The 19,689-nt window shown below is 51.6% G+C and carries 16 protein-coding genes and 1 tRNA gene; 11 read left to right on the top strand and 6 right to left on the bottom strand.

Going from position 1 to position 19,689, the window contains the following annotated elements:
• Positions 1-64 precede the first annotated feature (64 nt).
• Positions 65-796 carry a 1-acylglycerol-3-phosphate O-acyltransferase gene (locus C5610_RS09735; RefSeq protein ID WP_105307783.1) on the top strand — a complete coding sequence of 244 codons (732 nt, stop codon included), beginning with the start codon at positions 65-67 and terminating at the stop codon, positions 794-796.
• Positions 793-1,179 (top strand): ribonuclease E inhibitor RraB, encoded by a 387-nt coding sequence (rraB, locus tag C5610_RS09730; RefSeq protein ID WP_105306991.1) that lies wholly within the window; start codon positions 793-795, stop codon positions 1,177-1,179. The genes C5610_RS09735 and rraB overlap by 4 nt, the downstream gene beginning before the upstream one ends.
• A gap of 49 nt (positions 1,180-1,228) precedes the next feature.
• Here rraB and C5610_RS09725 read toward each other — a convergent pair whose 3' ends face one another.
• From C5610_RS09725 to pepA, 3 genes are read right to left on the bottom strand one after another with little or no spacing between them, the layout of a single operon-like run.
• Positions 1,229-4,078 (bottom strand): valine--tRNA ligase, encoded by a 2,850-nt coding sequence (locus tag C5610_RS09725; protein ID WP_105306990.1) that lies wholly within the window; start codon positions 4,076-4,078, stop codon positions 1,229-1,231.
• A 13-nt stretch (positions 4,079-4,091) separates the two neighbouring features.
• Positions 4,092-4,535: a DNA polymerase III subunit chi gene (locus tag C5610_RS09720; protein ID WP_105307782.1), complete on the bottom strand. Its 444-nt coding sequence runs from the start codon at positions 4,533-4,535 to the stop codon at positions 4,092-4,094.
• 1 nt (position 4,536) lies between these two features.
• Positions 4,537-6,045, bottom strand: coding sequence for a leucyl aminopeptidase (pepA, locus tag C5610_RS09715; RefSeq protein WP_105306989.1), 1,509 nt, complete (start codon positions 6,043-6,045; stop codon positions 4,537-4,539).
• Between the two features lie 133 nt (positions 6,046-6,178).
• Here pepA and lptF point away from each other — a divergent pair, with 133 nt between their 5' ends.
• Positions 6,179-7,279 carry an LPS export ABC transporter permease LptF gene (gene lptF, locus C5610_RS09710; RefSeq protein WP_105306988.1) on the top strand — a complete coding sequence of 367 codons (1,101 nt, stop codon included), beginning with the start codon at positions 6,179-6,181 and terminating at the stop codon, positions 7,277-7,279.
• Positions 7,279-8,349 carry an LPS export ABC transporter permease LptG gene (lptG, locus tag C5610_RS09705; protein ID WP_105306987.1) on the top strand — a complete coding sequence of 357 codons (1,071 nt, stop codon included), beginning with the start codon at positions 7,279-7,281 and terminating at the stop codon, positions 8,347-8,349. Before lptF ends, lptG begins: the two co-directional genes overlap by 1 nt.
• Here the strand turns inward: lptG and C5610_RS09700 are convergent.
• Entirely contained in the window at positions 8,346-8,855 is a 510-nt protein-coding gene (locus C5610_RS09700; RefSeq protein WP_105306986.1) for an RDD family protein, read from the bottom strand. The genes lptG and C5610_RS09700 overlap by 4 nt on opposite strands.
• Before the next feature lie 200 nt (positions 8,856-9,055).
• Between C5610_RS09700 and C5610_RS09695 the strand changes: the two genes are divergently transcribed.
• Positions 9,056-9,142, top strand: a tRNA-Leu gene (locus C5610_RS09695).
• 44 nt (positions 9,143-9,186) lie between these two features.
• Here the strand turns inward: C5610_RS09695 and C5610_RS09690 are convergent.
• Positions 9,187-10,551 carry a M24 family metallopeptidase gene (locus C5610_RS09690; protein ID WP_105306985.1) on the bottom strand — a complete coding sequence of 455 codons (1,365 nt, stop codon included), beginning with the start codon at positions 10,549-10,551 and terminating at the stop codon, positions 9,187-9,189.
• A gap of 110 nt (positions 10,552-10,661) precedes the next feature.
• Between C5610_RS09690 and C5610_RS09685 the strand changes: the two genes are divergently transcribed.
• Positions 10,662-11,510 carry an MBL fold metallo-hydrolase gene (locus C5610_RS09685; RefSeq protein ID WP_241970655.1) on the top strand — a complete coding sequence of 283 codons (849 nt, stop codon included), beginning with the start codon at positions 10,662-10,664 and terminating at the stop codon, positions 11,508-11,510.
• Between the two features lie 38 nt (positions 11,511-11,548).
• Here the strand turns inward: C5610_RS09685 and C5610_RS09680 are convergent, their stop codons facing one another.
• Positions 11,549-12,136, bottom strand: coding sequence for a CBS domain-containing protein (locus tag C5610_RS09680; RefSeq protein ID WP_105306983.1), 588 nt, complete (start codon positions 12,134-12,136; stop codon positions 11,549-11,551).
• A gap of 456 nt (positions 12,137-12,592) precedes the next feature.
• Between C5610_RS09680 and C5610_RS09670 the strand changes: the two genes are divergently transcribed.
• The 5 genes from C5610_RS09670 (at position 12,593) to C5610_RS09650 (ending at position 19,653) form a co-directional block, all read left to right on the top strand.
• Positions 12,593-13,372 (top strand): PhzF family phenazine biosynthesis protein, encoded by a 780-nt coding sequence (locus C5610_RS09670; protein WP_105306981.1) that lies wholly within the window; start codon positions 12,593-12,595, stop codon positions 13,370-13,372.
• A 107-nt stretch (positions 13,373-13,479) separates the two neighbouring features.
• Entirely contained in the window at positions 13,480-16,029 is a 2,550-nt protein-coding gene (locus tag C5610_RS09665) for an acylase (protein WP_105306980.1), read from the top strand.
• 138 nt (positions 16,030-16,167) lie between these two features.
• Positions 16,168-18,477, top strand: a complete 2,310-nt coding sequence (gene rnr, locus C5610_RS09660; protein WP_105306979.1) for a ribonuclease R — start codon at positions 16,168-16,170, stop codon at positions 18,475-18,477.
• A complete protein-coding gene (rlmB, locus tag C5610_RS09655; RefSeq protein WP_105306978.1) occupies positions 18,474-19,220 on the top strand; it encodes a 23S rRNA (guanosine(2251)-2'-O)-methyltransferase RlmB in 747 nt (248 codons plus the stop codon). The genes rnr and rlmB overlap by 4 nt, the downstream gene beginning before the upstream one ends.
• Complete coding sequence (locus C5610_RS09650) at positions 19,210-19,653, top strand: signaling protein (RefSeq protein ID WP_105306977.1); 444 nt, start codon at positions 19,210-19,212, stop codon at positions 19,651-19,653. The genes rlmB and C5610_RS09650 overlap by 11 nt, the downstream gene beginning before the upstream one ends.
• The last annotated feature ends 36 nt before the right edge of the window (positions 19,654-19,689 follow it).

The following is a 19,689-nucleotide window of genomic DNA, read 5'->3' as shown; positions in this document are numbered from 1 at the left end:
TGATCGGACGTTTACTCTTCATTAAAGAGGTTATACTAGCGAGGCAAAACAACAAGGAGAAATGATGTTAGCTGCGGTTCGCTGGTTCATATTGGCTGTATTTGTCGTATTGATAGGTATTATCGGCTGCTTGTTCTGTATATTAAGGCCGTTTCACCGCAATAACACCTACCTATGGGCGCGGGTGTTTGGTTCTGCAACGCGGATTCTGGGCGTAAAACTTAAGCTAAAAGTGCATCCGGATGTCCCCACAAACGGACCTTATGTTTATGTCTGTAATCATCAGAACAGTTGGGAAATTTTTACCGTAGCGGCCACGTTGCCACCAAATACCGTAACACTCGGCAAAAAAAGCTTAAAATGGATTCCTTTTTTTGGTTGGTTGTACTGGCTTGCCGGTAACATTCTTATCGACCGTAACAATAAAGGCCGGGCCCACGGAACAATTGCACAGACTGCGGCAGCCATCAAAAAACGTGACATTTCGGTGTGGATGTTTCCTGAGGGCACCCGCAGTTATGGCCGCGGGCTGTTGCCGTTTAAAAGCGGTGCTTTCCATACGGCGTATCAAGCGGGTGTTGATATTGTGCCGGTGTGCGTGTCAAATTTACATGGTAAAATCCATATGAACCGCTGGAATAATGGCGAGTTGCTGGTCGAGTTTTTAGCGCCTATCCATATCGCGAATTATCGCAAGGAAACGCTGCGAGAGCTGAGTAAGCATTGCCACCAGTTGATGAACGACAAGATCGTTGCGCTGAATAACACATTGGAACAACAAAAGGATAACCCATGACCGTGGATGTAAACGTTTTGCTGGAGCAGAGCCGTGACACCATTGCCGCGATGATCGAAGATGGTGCGGATCCCAGCCTGCCTTACGAAATCGACCATCACTTAGCCAGCCAGGACTTTACTAAGCTGGAAAAAGCGGCCGTTGAGTTGGTAAAAGAGGGCTACCACGTCGATGACGCCGACGAGTTTGAAGATGAACAGGGCGAACGTTGGTTTGCCTTTGCTGCATCGGTTGATGTTGAACTGGACGAGTCGGTGCTAGCTCGTCAAATTCGTGAAATCGCAACCATCGCTGATGAGTGCGGTGTTGAGTATGACGGCTGGGGTGCTCTGCTGGATGACGACGAAGACTTCGCTGACGAGGATTTCGGGGAAGAAGAATAGAACTCACTGGCACTGAGCAAGTGAGTTCCGATTGTTGCCAGAGGCTCTGTTACAGAGCCTCTATTTTTTTCAGCTGCTCACGCAATTGATCAACCAGCTCCTGAGCTTCCGCCTGCTTTTCACGCTCTTTGGCAATCACCGCTTCTGGCGCTTTACTGACAAAGTTTTCGTTACTGAGCTTGGCGCTGACGCGCTGTAGATCTTTCTCGGCTTTCTCAATCGCCTTATTCAGACGCTTCAGTTCGGCGTCTTTATCGATTAATCCGGCCATCGGAATGTGCAGTTGCAGGTTATCAACTAACGCGGTCATGCTGGCCGGTGCTTCGTCCGACTCTGCAAGAAACTCGATGGATTCCAGTTTTGCCAAGCTGCTTAGGAAGTTCTGGTTCTGCTCGATTCTGGCTCGCGCCATTTCATCGGCGTGAGATAACAGCAACGGCAGTGGCTTGCTCGGTGACAAGTCCATTTCACCGCGAATATTACGGATCGCAACGATCACCCGCTTTAACCATTCCATGTCCTGCATCGCTTGTACATCGGTATCACTGGATACTTGTGGGAAAGGCTGCAGCATGATGGTATCGCCTTCAACACCGGCAAGTGGTTTAACGCGTTGCCAGATGGTTTCGGTGATGTATGGCATGATCGGATGCAACAGGCGCAGTAATTGCTCCAGTATGTGTACCAAGGTGTGACGCGTACCGCGTTGTTCATGCTCAGAACCGTTATGCAATACCGGCTTGGTTAGCTCCAGGTACCAGTCGCAGAACTGGTTCCAGGTGAATTCATAGGCAATCGACGCGGCCATATCAAAACGGTAGCTATCCAGCGCCTGGCGGAATTCTTTAACGGTCGCGTTAAAGCGTGCCAGGATCCATTGGTCGGCCAGTGATAACTTCAGCTCACCGCCGTTAGCCCCGCAATCATGGTCTTCGGTATTCATCAGTACAAAACGGCTGGCGTTCCACAGCTTATTACAGAAGTTGCGGTACCCCTCCAGGCGCTTCATGTCCCAGTTGATGTCGCGGCCGGTTGAGGCTAATGCGGTTAAGGTAAACCGCAACGCGTCGGTGCCGTGTGCGGCGATGCCCTCAGGAAACTGTTTGCGCGTAGCTTTCTCGATTTTTTCCCGCATCTTAGGCTGCATCAGATTGGCGGTGCGCTTAGCAACCAGCTCATCGGCACTGATACCGTCAATCATGTCCAGAGGATCCAGCACATTACCTTTTGACTTGGACATTTTCTGGCCTTCTTCATCGCGAATAAGGCCGGTGACGTACACTTTCTTAAACGGAACCTGAGGCTGACCCTGCTCATCTTTCATAAAGTGCATGGTCATCATGATCATACGCGCAACCCAGAAGAAGATGATGTCAAAACCAGTGACCAGCACATCGGTCGGATGGAAGGTTTTAAGATCGTCGGTTTGTTCTGGCCAACCCAGCGTGGAGAAGGTCCAAAGCGCCGATGAGAACCAGGTATCGAGGACATCGTCATCCTGATGCAGTTCGATGTCGCCCAGGTTGTATTCGGCGCGCACTTCATCTTCGTTACGGCCGACATAAACGTTACCCTGTTTATCGTACCAGGCCGGGATCCGGTGTCCCCACCATAGCTGCCGCGAGATACACCAATCCTGAATGTCACGCATCCAACTGAAGTACATATTTTCGTATTGCTTTGGTACAAACTCGATACGACCGTCTTCGACCGCCTGAGTCGCCTGCTCGGCCAATGGTGCTGCGCGCACGTACCACTGATCCGTTAGATGAGGCTCAATCGGCACGCCACCGCGATCGCCGTATGGAACTTTGTTGGTGTGTTTTTCGGTTTTCTCAAGTAGTTCCTGCTGTTCAAATTCAGCGATCAGTTGCTTGCGTGCATCAAAACGGTCGAGGCCGGCGTAATGCTCAGGCAACTCGCCGGTAAAGCCATTCAGCTCATCCAGCTCTTCACCAGTGCTGGTGTAAAGACCGGCTTTAGCGAGCACCTTAGCGGTATTATCAAATACCGCGATCATACCCAGTTGATTGCGCTTACCGACCTCGTAATCGTTGAAGTCGTGAGCCGGCGTGATTTTTACGCAACCGGTACCGAACTCGGCGTCAACGTAGTCATCGGCGATGATGGGCACACGGCGGTTAACGATTGGCAGCACAACGTCTTTACCGACCAAATGCTGATAGCGCTCGTCGTCCGGGTGCACCGCAACACAAACATCGCCCAGCATGGTTTCTGGACGCGTCGTGGCAACCACCAGATAGTCCTTGCCATCATTGGTTTTTGCACCGTCCGCCAGCGGATAGCGCAAATGCCATATAAAGCCTTGCTGTTCTTTATTTTCAACTTCCAGGTCAGAAATGGCGGTTTGTAACTTAGGGTCCCAATTTACCAGTCGCTTGCCGCGGTAAATTAATCCCTCTTTGTAAAGTTGCACAAACACTTCTAACACGGCTTTGGACAAGCCTTCGTCCATGGTGAAGCGTTCTCGGTCCCAATCGACGGAGTCACCTAAGCGGCGCATTTGTGAAGTGATAGTGCCACCGGACTGCTCTTTCCACTCCCACACTTTGTCGATAAAGGCGTCCCGACCAAGGTCCTGACGACTTTGACCCTGTGCGGCGAGCTGGCGCTCAACAACCATCTGGGTGGCGATGCCGGCATGGTCCGAGCCTACCTGCCATAGTGTATTTTTGCCATCCATACGCTGATAGCGGGTCAGCGTATCCATAATGGTATGCTGAAACGCATGACCCATATGCAGGCTACCCGTAACGTTTGGTGGCGGAATCATAATGGAGTAGGGCTGACCCTCACCGCTGGGTTTAAAATAGCCTTTTTCTTCCCACTGTTGGTAGAGGTTTTCTTCGATGTCTTTTGGGGAATACGTCTTATCCATAATGACCTTTCTGTTAAGCTGGATTCAAGGGCTGAGTGTTCAGTTCACACCCATTGGCCCGATAATGTTTGTAGCGTTCCCGTGCGAGTGCTTTCTGTGCCTCGGCCGGCGGAACGATATCGAATAGTGTCTGGCTTTGTTGTGCCTGCGCCGGTACTTGCTCCGCCAGGTTAAATAAAACGTAGCCGGGTCGCCGGCTAACGTTTTCGGCCTGTGGCCAGATAATTTCTACCGGTACGCCGTTGGCCGGGCCCTCGCCGTGCAAATTGTGCGGGATAAAGCCATCGGCAGGCCGCTGCCACAGCAGTTCGTCTAAGGCCTCGGCCTGGGTTTGCGATGACGCGCAAACCCGCACTTTACGATAGTGCCGAAAAAGATCCGCGATTTTATCGCAAATCAACCGATTTTGCTCGTCTTCCGGTACGTCCGGTAACAGCAGGAAAGTAACCTTCGGCATCTTACTCGGCGCTTTCTGCATTGCTGCAGCGGTTGATCAAAAATTGGGTCAATAACGGCACCGGGCGTCCGGTTGATCCTTTATTGGCACCGCCTTGCCAGGCCGTGCCGGCGATGTCCATGTGCGCCCAGGTGTACTTTTTGGTAAAGCGTGATAGGAAACAGGCAGCCGTAATGGTGCCGGCTTCTTTGCCACCGATGTTCTGCATGTCGGCAAATGGGCTATCAAGTTGTGACTGATATTCGTCCCACAGCGGCAGGCGCCAGGCTTTATCACCACTTTGCGCAGCGGCATTAAGGATTTCGCTGGCCAGCGGGTTATGTTGGCTAAGCACCGCGGAAGCGTGCGCGCCCAGCGCCACAACACAGGCACCGGTCAGAGTTGCCAGATCAATGACGAGCTCAGGCTCAAAACGCTCAACATAAGTCAGCGTATCGCATAGGACCAACCGCCCTTCTGCGTCGGTATTCAGCACCTCTACCGTTTGTCCGCTCATGGTGGTGAGAATATCACCGGGGCGATAGGCTTTGCCGTCGGGCATGTTTTCACAGCCGGCCATAACGCCAATGACATTAATCGGCAGCTGCAGTTCAGCCAGTGCCTGCATGGCACCAATAACGCCGGCAGCGCCGCCCATGTCGTATTTCATTTCATCCATGTTGGCGGAAGGCTTGATGGAGATACCGCCGGAGTCAAAGGTCAGGCCTTTACCGACGAGCACAATCGGTGCCTGATCATCAGCCGCGCCGCGGTAATGCATTAACGTAAGTACTGATTCATGCTCCGAACCCCGGCCTACCGCAAGGTATGCGTTCATACCCAGCGCTTCCATCTCTTTCTCTTCGACGGTCGTTACGCTTAAGTTGTCGTACTGACTGGCAATTTCCTGCGCTTGTTCGGCGAGGTAGCGAGGTGTACAGATGTTAGGTGGCATGTTGGCGACATCGCGGCAACGATCCATGCCCGCGGCAACGCCCAGGCCATGCTGTACCGCCTGCTCACCAATGCCAAGTTCTTTGCGGCTTGGCACATTAAAGACCAGTTTACGCAGTGGCCGACGGGGCTCTTCTTTTTTCGTTTTCAGTTGGTTAAAGCTGTAAATGGTGCTGCGTGCGGCCTCAACGGCCTGACGAACTTTCCAGTAGGTATCGCGCCCTTTAACATGCAGTTCACTCAAGAAACAGACGGCTTCCATCGAGCCGGTTTCGTTCAGGGTATTGATGGTTTTAGCGATGATTTGTTTGTACTGACGTTCGTCCAGTTCCCGCTCTTTACCGCAACCAACCAGTAATACTCGCTCCGCCAGCACATTGGGTACATGATGCAGCAATAACACCTGGCCCGATTTGCCTTCGAGATCTCCGCGTCGCAATAAGTTACTCAGATACCCCTCACTGACGTTGTCGAGTTGTTCGGCTACGCCTGACAATCGACGGGGTTCAAACACACCAACGACGATACAAGCAGAGCGTTGTTTTTCCGGGTTGCCACTTTTTACGCTGAACTCCATGAAAAGGCTCCTGTTTCGGTAGGGCTAAAGGCCTGCTATAGTTTACCCAAAGCATAAATTTGTTGTTAAAATAACAAGTTTACTTAAAAATCTCAGCTATTCCAGTAAAAACCCATGTTAAGAGCGAAAGTCAGTGCGCATATTTAAATATTTAATCAGCGAGACCTTTAAGTCACAACTCGCGGTTTTATTCATTTTGATGACAATTTTTGTCAGCCAAAAGTTTGTTCGCGTGCTTTCCGACGCTTCTGAAGGTGACATACCCGGGACCATTATTTTTCAGTTGCTGTCACTGAACTTGCCAGCGTTGTTATCGCTGATTTTACCCCTCAGTTTGTTTTTAGGCATTTTGCTGGCGCACGGCCGCATCTATGCCGACAACGAGATGACGGTGTTGCACGCCTGCGGCGTCAGTGAGTGGTACGTAACCCGGGTTACGCTGGTGTTGTCACTGGTGTTAGCTGCGGTAACGGCCGTGCTGACCTTGTGGGCTGTGCCCTGGGCGCTGGATCAAGAGCAGCAAATTGAGGATAAAGCACGTGCCGACAGTGGCCTCACCGCGTTGATGCCCGGCCGCTTTCAGCAGGCGAGTAACCAGAAAGCGGTTATTTTTATCGAAGCGCAGGGCGACGACGGTCAGTTGGATAACGTGTTTGTTGCCCAGCATCAACACGAGCAGGGCGAGTTGCAGGGCGGCAGTGTGGTGATGGCGGACGGTGGCCGGGTGATCACTGAACCGGGCGGTGAGCAGTGGCTCGAACTGACCGCGGGCAAACGCTTTGCCGGGGATCGTAACAGCTACCAATTAATGCAGTTTGAAAGCTACCGACTGCAAATCAAAGAGCAACCGGTCAATGAACAACTGCGCAAGTTAGAAGCTTATACCACGTTGGAATTATTGAACGAGCCCGGTAATGCCGCAGTCGCTGAATTTCAGTGGCGTATCGCGATACCGCTGGCGATGCCGTTGCTGACGCTGATTGCGGTACCGTTAAGCCGCGTTAATCCGAGACAGGGCAAGTTTGCCCGGATGGCTCCGGCACTGCTCATTTATCTGGGCTATTTTCTGCTCCTTATGGCGGCCAAGTCGGCTGTACGTGACGGTGTTATACCGGCGGCAATCGGATTATGGTGGATTCATGTCGGGTTATTGGTGTTTGGTATGATTTTGATTGGCAAAGGTCGGCCGGTCGGCTTAAAAATGCTAGCGAGCTTAAAGTGGAGGCGTAGCTGATGCTATCGATATTAGAACGTTATATCGGCATGACCGTACTGCGTACGTCTTTGCTCAGTTTAGCCGTACTCACCGGATTGTCGGCGCTGATCCGTTTTGTCGAACAATTAAAGGCGGTGGGGCGTGGCAGTTATGAAGTGGTTGATGCTGCACTGTTTGTGTTTTACAGCCTGCCCCGAGATGTCGAAGTGTTTTTTCCGATGGCGGCCTTGCTCGGCGGTTTGATCGGCATGGGTATGCTGGCCAGTAATTCAGAGCTGGTGGTGATGATGGCGGCAGGCCGTTCGCGCCTGAATATAGCCGCTGCGGTGATGAAAACCGCCATTATCATGATGGTGGCAGTGATGGCGATTGGTGAGTGGGTAGCGCCACCCATGGAAGCCAAAGGTCGCTTAATTCGCGCCCAGGAAATCTCCGGCGGTAGCCTGATTTCTGCGCAACGGGGAGTGTGGGCCAAAGACGGCACAAACTTCATCAATATCGGTGAGGTGCAGGATACCGGTCAATTGAACAGCGTTTTGATCTACGAATTTGATCAACAACAGCAATTGCAACAGGTTACCTACGCTCGCTCAGCCTTGTTTGCGGACAGTAAATGGCGTCTCAATCAAGTGGTGGTGACCGAAATTCAGGACTGGAAGATTGTTGAGCGGCAACTACCTTCAATGACCTGGCAGTCCTCATTGACACCCGATAAACTGGGCGTCGTCACGGTAAAACCGGAGTCATTGTCGATAACAGGATTGGTGGATTACTTGAACTATCTCGAGAGTAATCAGCAGTCTTCGCAACGTTATGAGCTGGCGCTGTGGCGGAAAGTGCTTGCGCCGCTGACGGTCGCGGTGATGTTGCTGGTGGCCATGTCATTTATCTTTGGACCCTTGCGTTCAACCAGTATGGGGGCGAGAATCTTGCTGGGCGTGGTGACTGGCTTCGGTTTCCACGTGACCAATGAAATATTTGGTCCGCTGGCACAGGTGTACCAGATACCAGCGGTGTTAGGAGCGATTTTACCCAGTGTGGTGTTTGCCGGCCTGGCGGTTTACTTTATGCAGAAAAACCATGCTTAAAGTTCATGCCAGTAGAACAACTGGTTGGCCTCCTTCGACAGTACCACTAACTCGGTGCCGGCCGCGTAATCCTGCAGTGCGCGGCGGTTTTTAAAGTCCACCAGCACCCACAAGGTGCCGAGTCCGGCAAAACAGGTGAGCAACCGCACTAAGGTTTGGCGGACGCTGAGTTTGCTGCCATCGCGGTTTTGCAGTTTCAAACGCCACGCGCGCATACCGACGGTTTGGCCGGAGGTTTTCCAGAAATAACCAAAAAACAGCGCGAGCACGGCGACAAGATAGATGCTGTACCAAGGCCCTTGAGCCAGCCAGGCTGCGTGATCGAAGTCTTCGGTCAGGGTTATCATACCACTGGCAGAAAGTATGCCGGCAAAAGCAAGTGCCAGTGCAGAAGCCAGCATAATGATGGCAACGGCAACCAGTAAGTCATATATCCAGGCTGCCAGACGACGGGGAAAGCCCGCACTTGGAAAACTGGCGTGTAATTTTTGAGCGTTGGAAACCATAGAGTTTTTCAGTCTAGTTAAACGGCGCTGTTATCATAACACGTTGGTTTAGGCAGCGGCAGTCACCGCAAAAGAGACCGAATTGCTCAACTAATCAGCAATCAAACGCAATGCTGAAAAAATTCTGCAATAAGTGCTTGATTAGCACTTTCGCACGGGTATAATCCCATCCGTCGCCAACAATGACATCCCATCTTTATGCCGAGGTGGCGGAATTGGTAGACGCAGCGGATTCAAAATCCGCCGCTGGTAACAGCGTGGGGGTTCAAGTCCCCCCCTCGGCACCAATAACACTCGTAACTAACACCAATCAGTAATTCCCACAAGCAGACTAGCGGATTAAATGCCACTGCGTTTGACGCCCGGCACTGTAGAGTACCTTGTCGCCATCGAAAAAGGCGGTTTGTTCAAGCATAATCTGAATCATCTGGCCATCCCATTCCGGCACCGATTGTTTGATATTACCTTCAATTGCATAAGCGGTATTGGCGTGTAAAGGCCAATCGCCACGGACAGGTGTTGGGCCTTGATTGTCCCACATACCGATCGTTGGGCCTGGGGCATGGCCGTAAAAACCAATGGGGTGTGTATAGGTGCTGCTGTTAATGCCAGCCGCTTGGCTCGCTTTTATCGTAGCCGCCAGTATCTGGTTACCGCTGCGACCAGCGACAAATTCAGTGGTTAATATATCCTGCCAGCGATTGCCGGTCGCCAGCGCGTCGGTTAGTCCTTGTGGCGCTTCATTTTCATCGTGCTTAAGCACGTAGGCCATTTCCTGAGTGTCGGTGCACATCGCCAGATAACAAATGCCTACGTCGGTATGTAGCACGTCACCACGCTTAATGATCCCATTACCGGTGCTACAGAACGGCATATTGTCGTCGCATCGATGACCTTGCCGCTGGAAGGTCACGTAAGGCATAAACCAAGGTTCCAGCCCCAGCTTCTCAAAGCGCTCGCGAATGTACCAGGCCACATCGTCGGTGGTGGTTACATCGGGGGTGATGGTTTTATTGCTGAATGCTTCAGCGATAACGCCTCGAGCAACAGCAACTGCGCTACTGAGGATGCTGACTTCCCGCTCCGTACGGGTTTCTACCCAGCGCACGACGAGGTCCTCAGCGGAAACCAATCGTTGTTGATAGTGCTGCGGTAACACCTCAAGCAAGCGTTTGTGTAAACCTTGCGTGAGGCCATCTGCTACTGGCCAGTCCTTTGATACGTTGATACCAATGCGTTGCGGGTCTTTGTCAGCGATCAGGGTTGCCAAAGCCTGCCATTGCTCATCCAGATCACCGCCGGACCAGACGGACTCATAGGGCTTGCCAAATGGGTAGGTGTTGACCGACAGTTTTTCGACATGACCATCCTCATGTCGGTTAAAAATAAGCATCGTGGTGCGCCGGGCAGCAAAAGTAGGCTGCGGCACGAGGGAAAAGTAGACCGGATCTTCAGCGTACTCGCGGTTAATAACCAGCCACATATCAAGATCAGCGGCATCCATTAACGTTGGAAGTAACGTATCAAGGCGATGATTGGTTATGGCGTTCATCGGTTCGATGCGGTCACGGTGAGCAACAACCTGAAACTGGTCGGCTGATTCGATAACACGTCCTTGAGCTTGCAGAGCGTCTGCCTGCGCCGACGTGAGTGCGAATAAACCAGCGGCAAGGAGGGTGGCGATACGATAAGTCATAAGTCGTTCTCGTTATGTTTTTTTGCCAGTTTTGCATAAGTTGGCTTTAGTTAGTAGAGCTTAATGCCAGCGACGGTGAGAGGCAGCTAAGATAAGGCGGAGTGATCAATATGTGGCTAAGAATGTTATTCATCAGTTTGTTGGTTTACAGCGGTTGTTTATCGGCCGCGGACTATCGCATCGAGCGAGTGAAAGAAAACGTCTATCGATTCAGTGCCGGGCATTACCATTCCGTGTTCATGGTGACGCAAAGTGGTGTGTTTGTTACTGATCCCATTAATCCAAAGGCGGCGGCCTACTTAAAACAACAAATTAAACAACGGTTTAATCAACCCATCCGCTATATGGCATACAGTCACAATCATATTGATCATACGCTGGGAGGTGAACAACTGGCTGATGCTGAGGTGGAAATACTCGCGCATGAGTACGCGGCCGAAGATCTGGAGTGGACCCAAACGCCTACTGTGCTGCCAACGCAGACCTTTGCGGATGGGATGACGGTCAAGCTGGGGGACAGTTCTGTTCAACTCAATTATCACGGGCCTAACAATGGACGTGGTTCCGTCAGTATGCGCTTTATGCCGGCTAACGTGCTGTATGTGGTCGACTGGATCGTCATTGGTCGGATGCCCTATAAAGATCTGCCCGGTTATGACATTCACGGCATGATCCATTCAACTCAAGAAATTTTAAGGCAACCGGCGTTCGATGTTTTTGTGGGCGGACATGCTGAAATGGGAACCCGGCATGATGTGCAACGGTATTTAAATTACCTTCAGGATCTTTACCTTGCGGTTGTCGAGGGAATGTTGGACGGTAAATCATTGGCGGAATTGCAGGCCGAGATCAAGCTCGACGATTATCGGGATTTGGCGATGTATGAGGAGTGGCTTCCGCTAAACATCAAAGGCGTTCATGATACCTTGTTGGCAATGTCTTACTTTGACCGACGGTAGCCGTCCCGGAGGGATCGGCTACCACGGTCAGGGTTATTTTAATCCGTCAGTTCTTTATGGCTGACCGCCGTCATGATTTCCGCAAACGTCGATGCCGAATGGTAAATATTAACGGACTCTCCGGTACGCTGGGCGATACGCAGAGAGGAAACAACACCGCGGATAACGTCACCGGTTTTTATCACAATAAAGTCGTGACCTTTCATTTTTAAGGTGGCTGCAGCGTCGCCAATTCGTGCTGATAGCAACTGACGGTATTCCACTTGCGGCAGTTGCATTAGTGGCGTCATCAAGTCTTTAACAGCGACGTCCTGACGAGGTATCTGCGCTTGTAAGCCAAGTTGCATGGCCCGGCGACCGTAAAACTCTCGTAATGCAACAATACCAATGATTTTGTGCTGTGCATTGGTAACGCAGGCATAGCGCTGTCCGCTACTGGTCAGCAGTTTTTCTGTGGCTGCCAGCGTGCTATTCGCACTGACCATGATGGGGTCGTGGCGTTGAAAGTCATCAAATACCTGCAAAGCTGCGTCGTTCCAGCTCAATTTTTCCGGCGGCTCAATATCGGCCAGAGTATTCAGTTCCGTGCTCGATGGCGCAGACTGAAGGGCTTTAAATGGTGTCATTTTAGTACTCCTTAATTACAACAAAGTGCGCTCTGCAACGCGGTAGAGCGAGGGTAGTCGTTGTGTTAAGAAGTGACTGGGGGTGCGCGCGTTTGCGGGTGTTGGTGGCGAGTGTGAGCAAACCCCGCCGGCTCATCAGCGACTGAGCTTGAGTGCTTAACAGCGTTAAGCGTAAGCTGCGCAAAACCGGTTAGGGCGCTGGTGTCCTGGGAGTCCTTTTCATTGCAATGGGTTTGGCAGTTTTCGTTGCAACGCTCGGTATGACGCTGAAAATCGGATGCCTGATGGACAAACTGGCGGGCTTCGCCAGTACCGGAGTCCGCCCACACTTGTTCAACGTACGCAAAAGAGATTGCGCTCGTTAGCAGGAGTAATAGGTTAAGTGTCTTTATCAGCATCGTTTTCATACATTACTATGTATAGCCAATTAGAAATAACCGCAAGGGGTAAGTTCCGGTGAAACTAAAATTATTTCAGGTTGATGCGTTTGCAGAGCGCGTGTTCGAGGGCAATCCAGCAGCGGTGGTGCCGTTGCCACAATGGCTGGATGATGACTTATTGTTACGCATTGCCGAGGAAAATAACCTTTCTGAAACCGCGTTTCTGGTTAAGTCAGCCGCGGGTTACGAGTTACGTTGGTTTACTCCGGCTGCGGAAGTTGACCTTTGTGGTCACGCGACCCTGGCAGCGGCTCATGTGGTATTTTCGCATCTGGGCTTTGACCAGGATGAAGTGCGTTTCAGCAGTCGCAGTGGTGAGCTTATCGTGCATCGGTCCGAAGGCGGACTGATGATGGATTTTCCGGCAACCCGACCGACCCCGGTGGCAACGCCGACTGCCATTACCGAAGCACTTGGGTTCGAGCCCAACCACGTATTGCTGGGTTATGATCACATTGTGGTGTTGGATAATGAGCAGCAAGTGCAGTCATTGGTAATCGACTTGACGCCGCTACGCCAATTGGATTCGCGTGGTGTCGTGGTTACCGCAGCCGGTGACCAATACGATTGTGTCAGCCGCTGCTTTTACCCAAAACTCAACGTTCCGGAGGACCCCGTGACCGGTTCGGCGCACTGTCAATTGGCACCATACTGGGCTGAGCAACTGCAAAAGTCAGAACTTAATGCCCGTCAATTATCGGCGCGCGGCGGCACTATTCGCTGTGTGGTCAAGGGCGAACGGGTACAGCTCTACGGGCGTGCGGTGGATTACCTTATTGGCACGATAAATCTGTAAGCAAAAGGCGGCTTACTGCTTGCAGGTTAGACCACTTGGTTACATACTCAGCAGTTAAACGAATTAGGCAGTATCGTTTGCAAAATACAATAACAAAGGACAAAGCGATGAATTTGCCAAAAACAAGTCGGATCTATCAAGGGATGATCTTAGCGGGGGCCGTTGCGCTCGCGGGGTGTGAGTTTGACAACGAAGTCCCTGAATATCAGGCGCCCCCAGCGACAGAAGAACCGGACTACAGCAGCCCGCTTCCGGAGCAGGAGCCGCTTTCTACATTTGACGAGGATGGTCAGTTGCAGGCAGATATTGCCTGGACCACCTATGGCGTGCCGTATATTACCGCTGATAATCTTGAAAGTATGGCATTTGGCGTGGGCTATGCCTTCGCGCAGGATAATATCTGTATTCTTGCCGATCAGATCGTTAAGTTTAACTCTCAACGTTCGATGTTTTTCGGGCCTGACAATCCTATTGGTTCAGGTAACAGTCAGAATGTGATTGATGATTTTGGTTTTCTGGCCTTGGGAATTCGTGACAATGCCGAGCAAGGTTTTGCTAACCTAAGCGATGAATCCAAGGCGCTATTGCAGGGATATGCCGCAGGTTATAACCGATATTTAAACGATACCGGCGTCGCTAATATCGATCCGCAGTGTGCCGGCCAGCCTTTTGTTCGTGAAATCACGCCGATTGACATGCTAACGTACGCACAGGGTGTTGCGTTGCTGCCTGGTGCCAGTAACTTTACCGGCGCGGTTTTCGTCGCCGCTCCTCCGGGTCAGGACTATACCCCGCAACCGGTAATGCCGGCGCAGGAGACCGCCAGCCTAGACTTTTCAAAAGTCAGCGTTCATATGCCTGAACCCAACCCGACGGAGATGGGCTCAAATGGCTGGGCGATTGGGCGCGATTTGAGTGCTACAGGGCAGGGGATGTTATTGGCAAATCCGCATTTCCCGCACACCGGTAATCAGCGCTTCTGGCAGTTTGGTATTGAAATTCCCGGCGAATTGAAAGTCGCAGGCGGCTCGTTATCCGGTATGCCGGGCGTGGTAAACATCGGATTTAACGAAAATGTGGCATGGACCCATACGTTTTCAACCGCAAATCGCTTCGTGGTGCATCAGCTCGAGCTGGATCCTGAAGATGAAACAGGAACAACTTATCTGGTCGACGGGGAACCGGTCGAAATGACCACCAAAACCCATCAGATCCAGGTCAATGTTGGCGGCGGACAGAGCATCACCTTGCAGAAAACCAGTTATCACAGTGACTTCGGTACCATTATAAAAGTACCGAATTCGCCGCTCACCTGGGGTGTCGATGACTTCGGTAAAGATGTTGCTTATGCGATTTACGATGCCAACCTGCCGAATTATGAAATTCTTGACCACTGGTTGGCGATGAACCGCTCCCGTAATATTGAGGAGTATCGGCAGAGCTTTATCGATTACACCGGAACCGTATTCAATAACGCGATGTCGGTGGACGACGATGGTGATGCCTTCTTTACCGATGGTTCGTCGGTACCGAATATCAGTGAAGAAGCACTCGCGGCCTGGCAGCAGAATACGTTGTTGCAGGGTATCAGCCAGTCGGCTGGTTTTCCGGTAATGCCGGGCAATTCAGCGTTATTTAAAGCCGATGGCAAGATGCCGTTTAGTCGCGCACCTTCGTTACTGCGCACTGACTTTGTGCAGAACTCCAACGACAGTTTCTGGCTGACCAATCCGGAGCAACCGATTGACGACGTGGCGCCATTGTGGGGGCCTGTCGGTAATGAACAGTCATGGCGTTCACGATTGGGTCAGAAGATGTTAGCCGAGGGTGGTTCAGCTGACGGTAAATTTACCCGCGAAGATATTGCTGAAAAATTGCTCAGCAACCGTAGCTATCTGGCTGAAGCGGTGCTGGATGACTTGTTGTCATTGTGCTCGCGTCAGGGTGAACAACCTGTTGCCACGGTCGCCGGTAACCAGAGTATCAAACCGGCCTGCGATACGTTGGCACAGTGGGACGGAACCATGAACAAAGACAGCGTCGGAGCCATGCTGTTCCGCGAGTTTGCAACGGAGTTTAATCGTGATCCGAAGTGGCAGGTGGACTTTGATCCGACTGACCCGTTAAACACTCCGCGTGACCTGGTTAATAACGTATCCGTACTGACCGATTTGGGTAACGCCATGGTTCGTATCCAGTCGCTTGGACTAGACATCGACGCGCCATTAGGCGAGGTACAGTTTGTCGAACGGGCGTTGCCCGACGGTCAGCCTTCAGGACAACGCCTACCTTGGGGGGGCGCCAATAACATTGAAGGTGGCTTTAACGTGTTCCGCGCTAATACAGGCTCGGACGGTACGATTTATCCGCGTTTGATTTATCCGCAAGTGGATGGCTCGAATTTGACCGAAGCGGGGCTTGGCTACCACATCAGTTACGGCTCAAGCTGGATGTTCACCATGGAGTTCACTGAACAAGGGCCTTCTGCTCAGGGCTTGCTGAGTTATTCGCAATCACGCAATGTGCTGTCTGATCATTACATTGATCAAACCTTGCTGTATTCACAGCAACCACAATTGCGTTCAATTTGGTTTAACAACAGTGACATTGAGGCCAATACCGTTCGTCAGTTGAGTCTTAGCCAAGACAATGAATAGACGGAGATAAGCACTAAAAAGCCCCCGCTCAGTCGGGGGCTTTTTGGTTGTCATTTTTCATTAACTGACATTGCCGACAGAGAGGCGTATACTGTGCCAAAGCCAAAACATTTATTGGTAGCAAATTAAAAGGATTCTATGACCGACAGCAACGAAAATGCACCACAATACGAAGTCGAAATCCCCTCTCGGGAAGCGCTGCTGGTGCTGGTCGACGAGCGACTGAAACCTGTGCATATTGACGATTTCATCAGTCATTTTAAACTCGATGATGAGCGTCAGCTGGTGGGGTTAAAACGCCGCCTGCGGGCGATGGAACGAGATGGCCAGTTGGTTTATACCAGAGCGAACTGCTATGGCCTGCCGGAGCGGATGCAATTGATTCGTGGCCGCATTATCGGACACCGTGACGGATTTGGTTTTTGTAAACCAGACGATGGCGGCAAAGACATTTTTATTCCACATCATCAGATGTATTCGGTGCTGCACGGCGATATCGTGCTGATAAAACCGGCCGGAACCGATAACCGCGGCCGTCCCGAGGGACGTGTGGTGCGGGTGGTCGAACCGCGAGACAGTGATATTGTCGGACGTTACTTTGTTGAGAACGATATCGGCATCGTCGTCCCTGACGATTCACGCATCAGCCAGGACATCTTAATTCCGCACGCGGATAATGCCGGCGCCCGTCACGGTCAGTTAGTGGTTGTCACCATTACCCGCCGCCCCAATCGTCGCACCAGCCCGATTGGCAAAATCTCAGAAGTGCTTGGTGACCATATGGCGCCCGGCATGGAAATTGAAATTGCGATGCGGGAGCATGATATCCCGAATGAGTGGCCCGACGGTCTTGACCGTGAACTTGCGAAATACGACGAAGAAGTGCCTAAAGAGGCCTATGAAGGCCGCATTGACTTGCGAGAGCTGCCACTGATTACCATCGACGGTGAAGACTCGCGTGATTTTGACGATGCGGTTTGTGCGTTGCCGGAAGACAAAGGCTGGCGCCTGTGGGTGGCGATTGCCGATGTCTCCTATTACGTGCGCCCTGGCACATTACTGGATGACGAAGCGGTGAACCGGGGTAACTCGGTGTACTTCCCGAACAATGTGATTCCGATGTTGCCGGAAAAGCTCTCCAATGGCTTGTGTTCCCTTAATCCCAACGTCGACCGTTTGTGTATGGTTGCCGAAATGGAGATAGGTCCGCGCGGAAAATTAAAACAGTCGCGTTTTTATCCCGCGGTCATGAACAGTCATGCCCGCTTGACCTACAACAAAGTGAAACAAATTCTCGACGGCGATGTTGAGTTGCGCGAACAGTACAAAGACGTACTCAGCAATATTGAAGAGTTGCATAATGTGTACAAAGCTCTGGCAACCGTTCGCAAGCAGCGTTCCGCCATTGAGTTTGATACGCAAGAAACGCGTTTCATTTTTAATGCGCATCGTAAAATTGAACGTATTGAGCCGGTTAAGCGTCATGTCGCGCACAAGATCATTGAAGAATGTATGATTGCAGCCAATGTCGCATCAGCAAGGCTGGTTGAAGATGATGAGGACATTAATGCGCTGTTTCGTGTGCATGAAGCGCCTGCCGATGAACGCCTGACCAGCTTCCGCGCCTTCTTAGCTGAACTGGGATTAAACCTTGGTGGTGGTGATAAACCGACACCGACGGATTATGGCAAACTGCTGGAAGAGGTTAAAGACCGTCCGGATCATGAGTTAATTGAAACCATGATGCTGAGATCCATGCAGCAGGCCGTCTATCAGCCGGAGAATGAGGGTCACTTTGGTCTGGCCTTGAAGTCCTACTCTCACTTCACCTCGCCCATTCGGCGTTATCCTGACTTGATTTTGCATCGGGCAATCAAGGCAATACTGCGTAAACGTGAAGGTACTGAGCAGTCGTTAACCGGCGCCTGGAGCTACAGCGAGAAAGAGTTGGATGATTTAGGCGTGCACTGCTCGATGACCGAAAGACGTGCGGATGACGCAACACGGCAGGTGGATGAGTGGCTCAAGTGTGAGTTCATGCTGGATCATATTGGTATGGAGTTTACCGGTGTGGTGTCCTCGGTGACCAACTTCGGGTTGTTTGTACGCCTGGATGAATACCAAATCGACGGGTTGGTACACATCAGTAACCTGGGTGATGACTATTACCAGTATGACAACCAGAAAGGCATGTTGATTGGCGAGAATACCCGCACCATTTATCGTCTCGGCGATAAAGTCAAAGTGTCAGTGAAAACGGTAGATCTGGATGAGCGTAAAATTGACCTGACGTTACTGGGGGCTGAAAGCCCGACGGGTAAGCAACGCAAACGTAATTCGGGCAAAACACAACGGAAAAAATCACAGGGTAAGTCGTCACGGGGTAAGGGTTCCAACCGGAATAAACCTCGTAAAGGCAGTAAAAACAAAGGTAATAACCCCTCATGAGTCAAAAAGTAACGGTATTTGGCTTGCATGCGGTCCGCTCAATAATGGACAACCATCCGGACCGTCTGGTTGAACTGTATGTCTCGAAAGAGCGTCAGGACGATGCGGTTAACGGAATAGTGCAACAGGCTCATGGCTTAGGCATTCGCCCGCAGTGGGTACCGAAACCGGCGCTGGATAAACGTGCCGAAGGCGGTAATCATCAGGGCGTGGTTGCGACGGTGACGTCCTTGCCGACGCTCAATGAGCACGACCTTACGCGGCTGGTAGAACAAAGTGACGGCGCGCCGTTGTTTTTGGTGTTGGACGGTGTTACCGACCCGCATAATTTAGGAGCGTGCCTGCGCACCGCAGATGCTGCCGGCGTTACGGCAGTAATTGTGCCAAAAGATAAATCGGCTCAAGTAACGCCAACGGTCAGAAAGGTCGCTTGTGGGGCTGCTGAAGTGGTTCCGCTGGTGGTGGTGACTAATTTAGCCCGCGCGTTACGAGATCTGCAGCAATTGAACGTGTGGGTGACCGGCACGGCCGGAGAAGCGACGCAGTCGCTATACGATGTTGATTATCGCGGTGCCACAGCATTGGTGATGGGGGCTGAAGGTAAGGGCATGCGCCGCTTGACGCGTGAGACGTGTGATGAACTGGTTGCCATTCCCCTTGCCGGTAGTGTGAGTAGCCTGAATGTTTCGGTTGCCAGCGGTATTTGTTTGTTTGAGGTGGTGAGACAGCGCCATGGATCTTAAACGTCGCCTGTTCCCGATCGGCATTGCACTTTTTTTGATCGCCATGTTATTTGTCAGTTGGACTCCTAACTGGGAGTCCGGTGAATTCCTTCGCTCGACCAAACCTTACGTTTCGTTTGACTACCAGTTTGAGCCGTCGCCGACGCAGTTACTGCGTGACGTTGCCGAAGATGTTGATAATCGGCTCGATGTCCGCCACGAGTGGCATAAAGTGAGCGAACGTGAAGCGCAGTACGATGTGGTGATACAACTGATCGAGTCAGGCTCCGCGGTACAACTAGATGCTACGCTTTATCGTAACGACGAGCGCTTTGAACACATTGTCGTGCGCGGTGAAAGTGAGGTAAAGAACGAGCTGGCCGACCGTCTGGTAAGGCTGCTCACGGACCGCATCGAGTCCGACCACGCTCAACAAAGCACATCGCCTGATTAGGTGGTGATTGCAATCATCGTCATTTTGCGTTAGTAT

It is taken from the genome of Idiomarina sp. OT37-5b (assembly GCF_002968395.1).
In the GTDB taxonomy this organism is placed as follows: domain Bacteria; phylum Pseudomonadota; class Gammaproteobacteria; order Enterobacterales; family Alteromonadaceae; genus Idiomarina; species Idiomarina aquatica.
The sequence above is the reverse complement of the archived record's forward strand: the minus strand, read 5'-3'. Positions and strand labels throughout refer to the sequence as shown.

Excerpts from the sequence above, each read along its gene's own strand:
- C5610_RS09690 (WP_105306985.1), bottom strand. The coding sequence starts at position 10,551 with ATGACTTATCGTATCGCCACCCTCCTTGCCGCTGGTTTATTCGCACTC.
- C5610_RS09700 (WP_105306986.1), bottom strand. The coding sequence starts at position 8,855 with ATGGTTTCCAACGCTCAAAAATTACACGCCAGTTTTCCAAGTGCGGGC.
- rraB (WP_105306991.1), top strand. The coding sequence starts at position 793 with ATGACCGTGGATGTAAACGTTTTGCTGGAGCAGAGCCGTGACACCATT.
- C5610_RS09735 (WP_105307783.1), top strand. The coding sequence starts at position 65 with ATGTTAGCTGCGGTTCGCTGGTTCATATTGGCTGTATTTGTCGTATTG.
- rlmB (WP_105306978.1), top strand. The coding sequence starts at position 18,474 with ATGAGTCAAAAAGTAACGGTATTTGGCTTGCATGCGGTCCGCTCAATA.
- lptG (WP_105306987.1), top strand. The coding sequence starts at position 7,279 with ATGCTATCGATATTAGAACGTTATATCGGCATGACCGTACTGCGTACG.
- C5610_RS09725 (WP_105306990.1), bottom strand. The coding sequence starts at position 4,078 with ATGGATAAGACGTATTCCCCAAAAGACATCGAAGAAAACCTCTACCAA.
- C5610_RS09650 (WP_105306977.1), top strand. The coding sequence starts at position 19,210 with ATGGATCTTAAACGTCGCCTGTTCCCGATCGGCATTGCACTTTTTTTG.
- C5610_RS09665 (WP_105306980.1), top strand. The coding sequence starts at position 13,480 with ATGAATTTGCCAAAAACAAGTCGGATCTATCAAGGGATGATCTTAGCG.
- C5610_RS09720 (WP_105307782.1), bottom strand. The coding sequence starts at position 4,535 with ATGCCGAAGGTTACTTTCCTGCTGTTACCGGACGTACCGGAAGACGAG.
- C5610_RS09685 (WP_241970655.1), top strand. The coding sequence starts at position 10,662 with ATGTGGCTAAGAATGTTATTCATCAGTTTGTTGGTTTACAGCGGTTGT.
- C5610_RS09680 (WP_105306983.1), bottom strand. The coding sequence starts at position 12,136 with ATGACACCATTTAAAGCCCTTCAGTCTGCGCCATCGAGCACGGAACTG.
- rnr (WP_105306979.1), top strand. The coding sequence starts at position 16,168 with ATGACCGACAGCAACGAAAATGCACCACAATACGAAGTCGAAATCCCC.
- pepA (WP_105306989.1), bottom strand. The coding sequence starts at position 6,045 with ATGGAGTTCAGCGTAAAAAGTGGCAACCCGGAAAAACAACGCTCTGCT.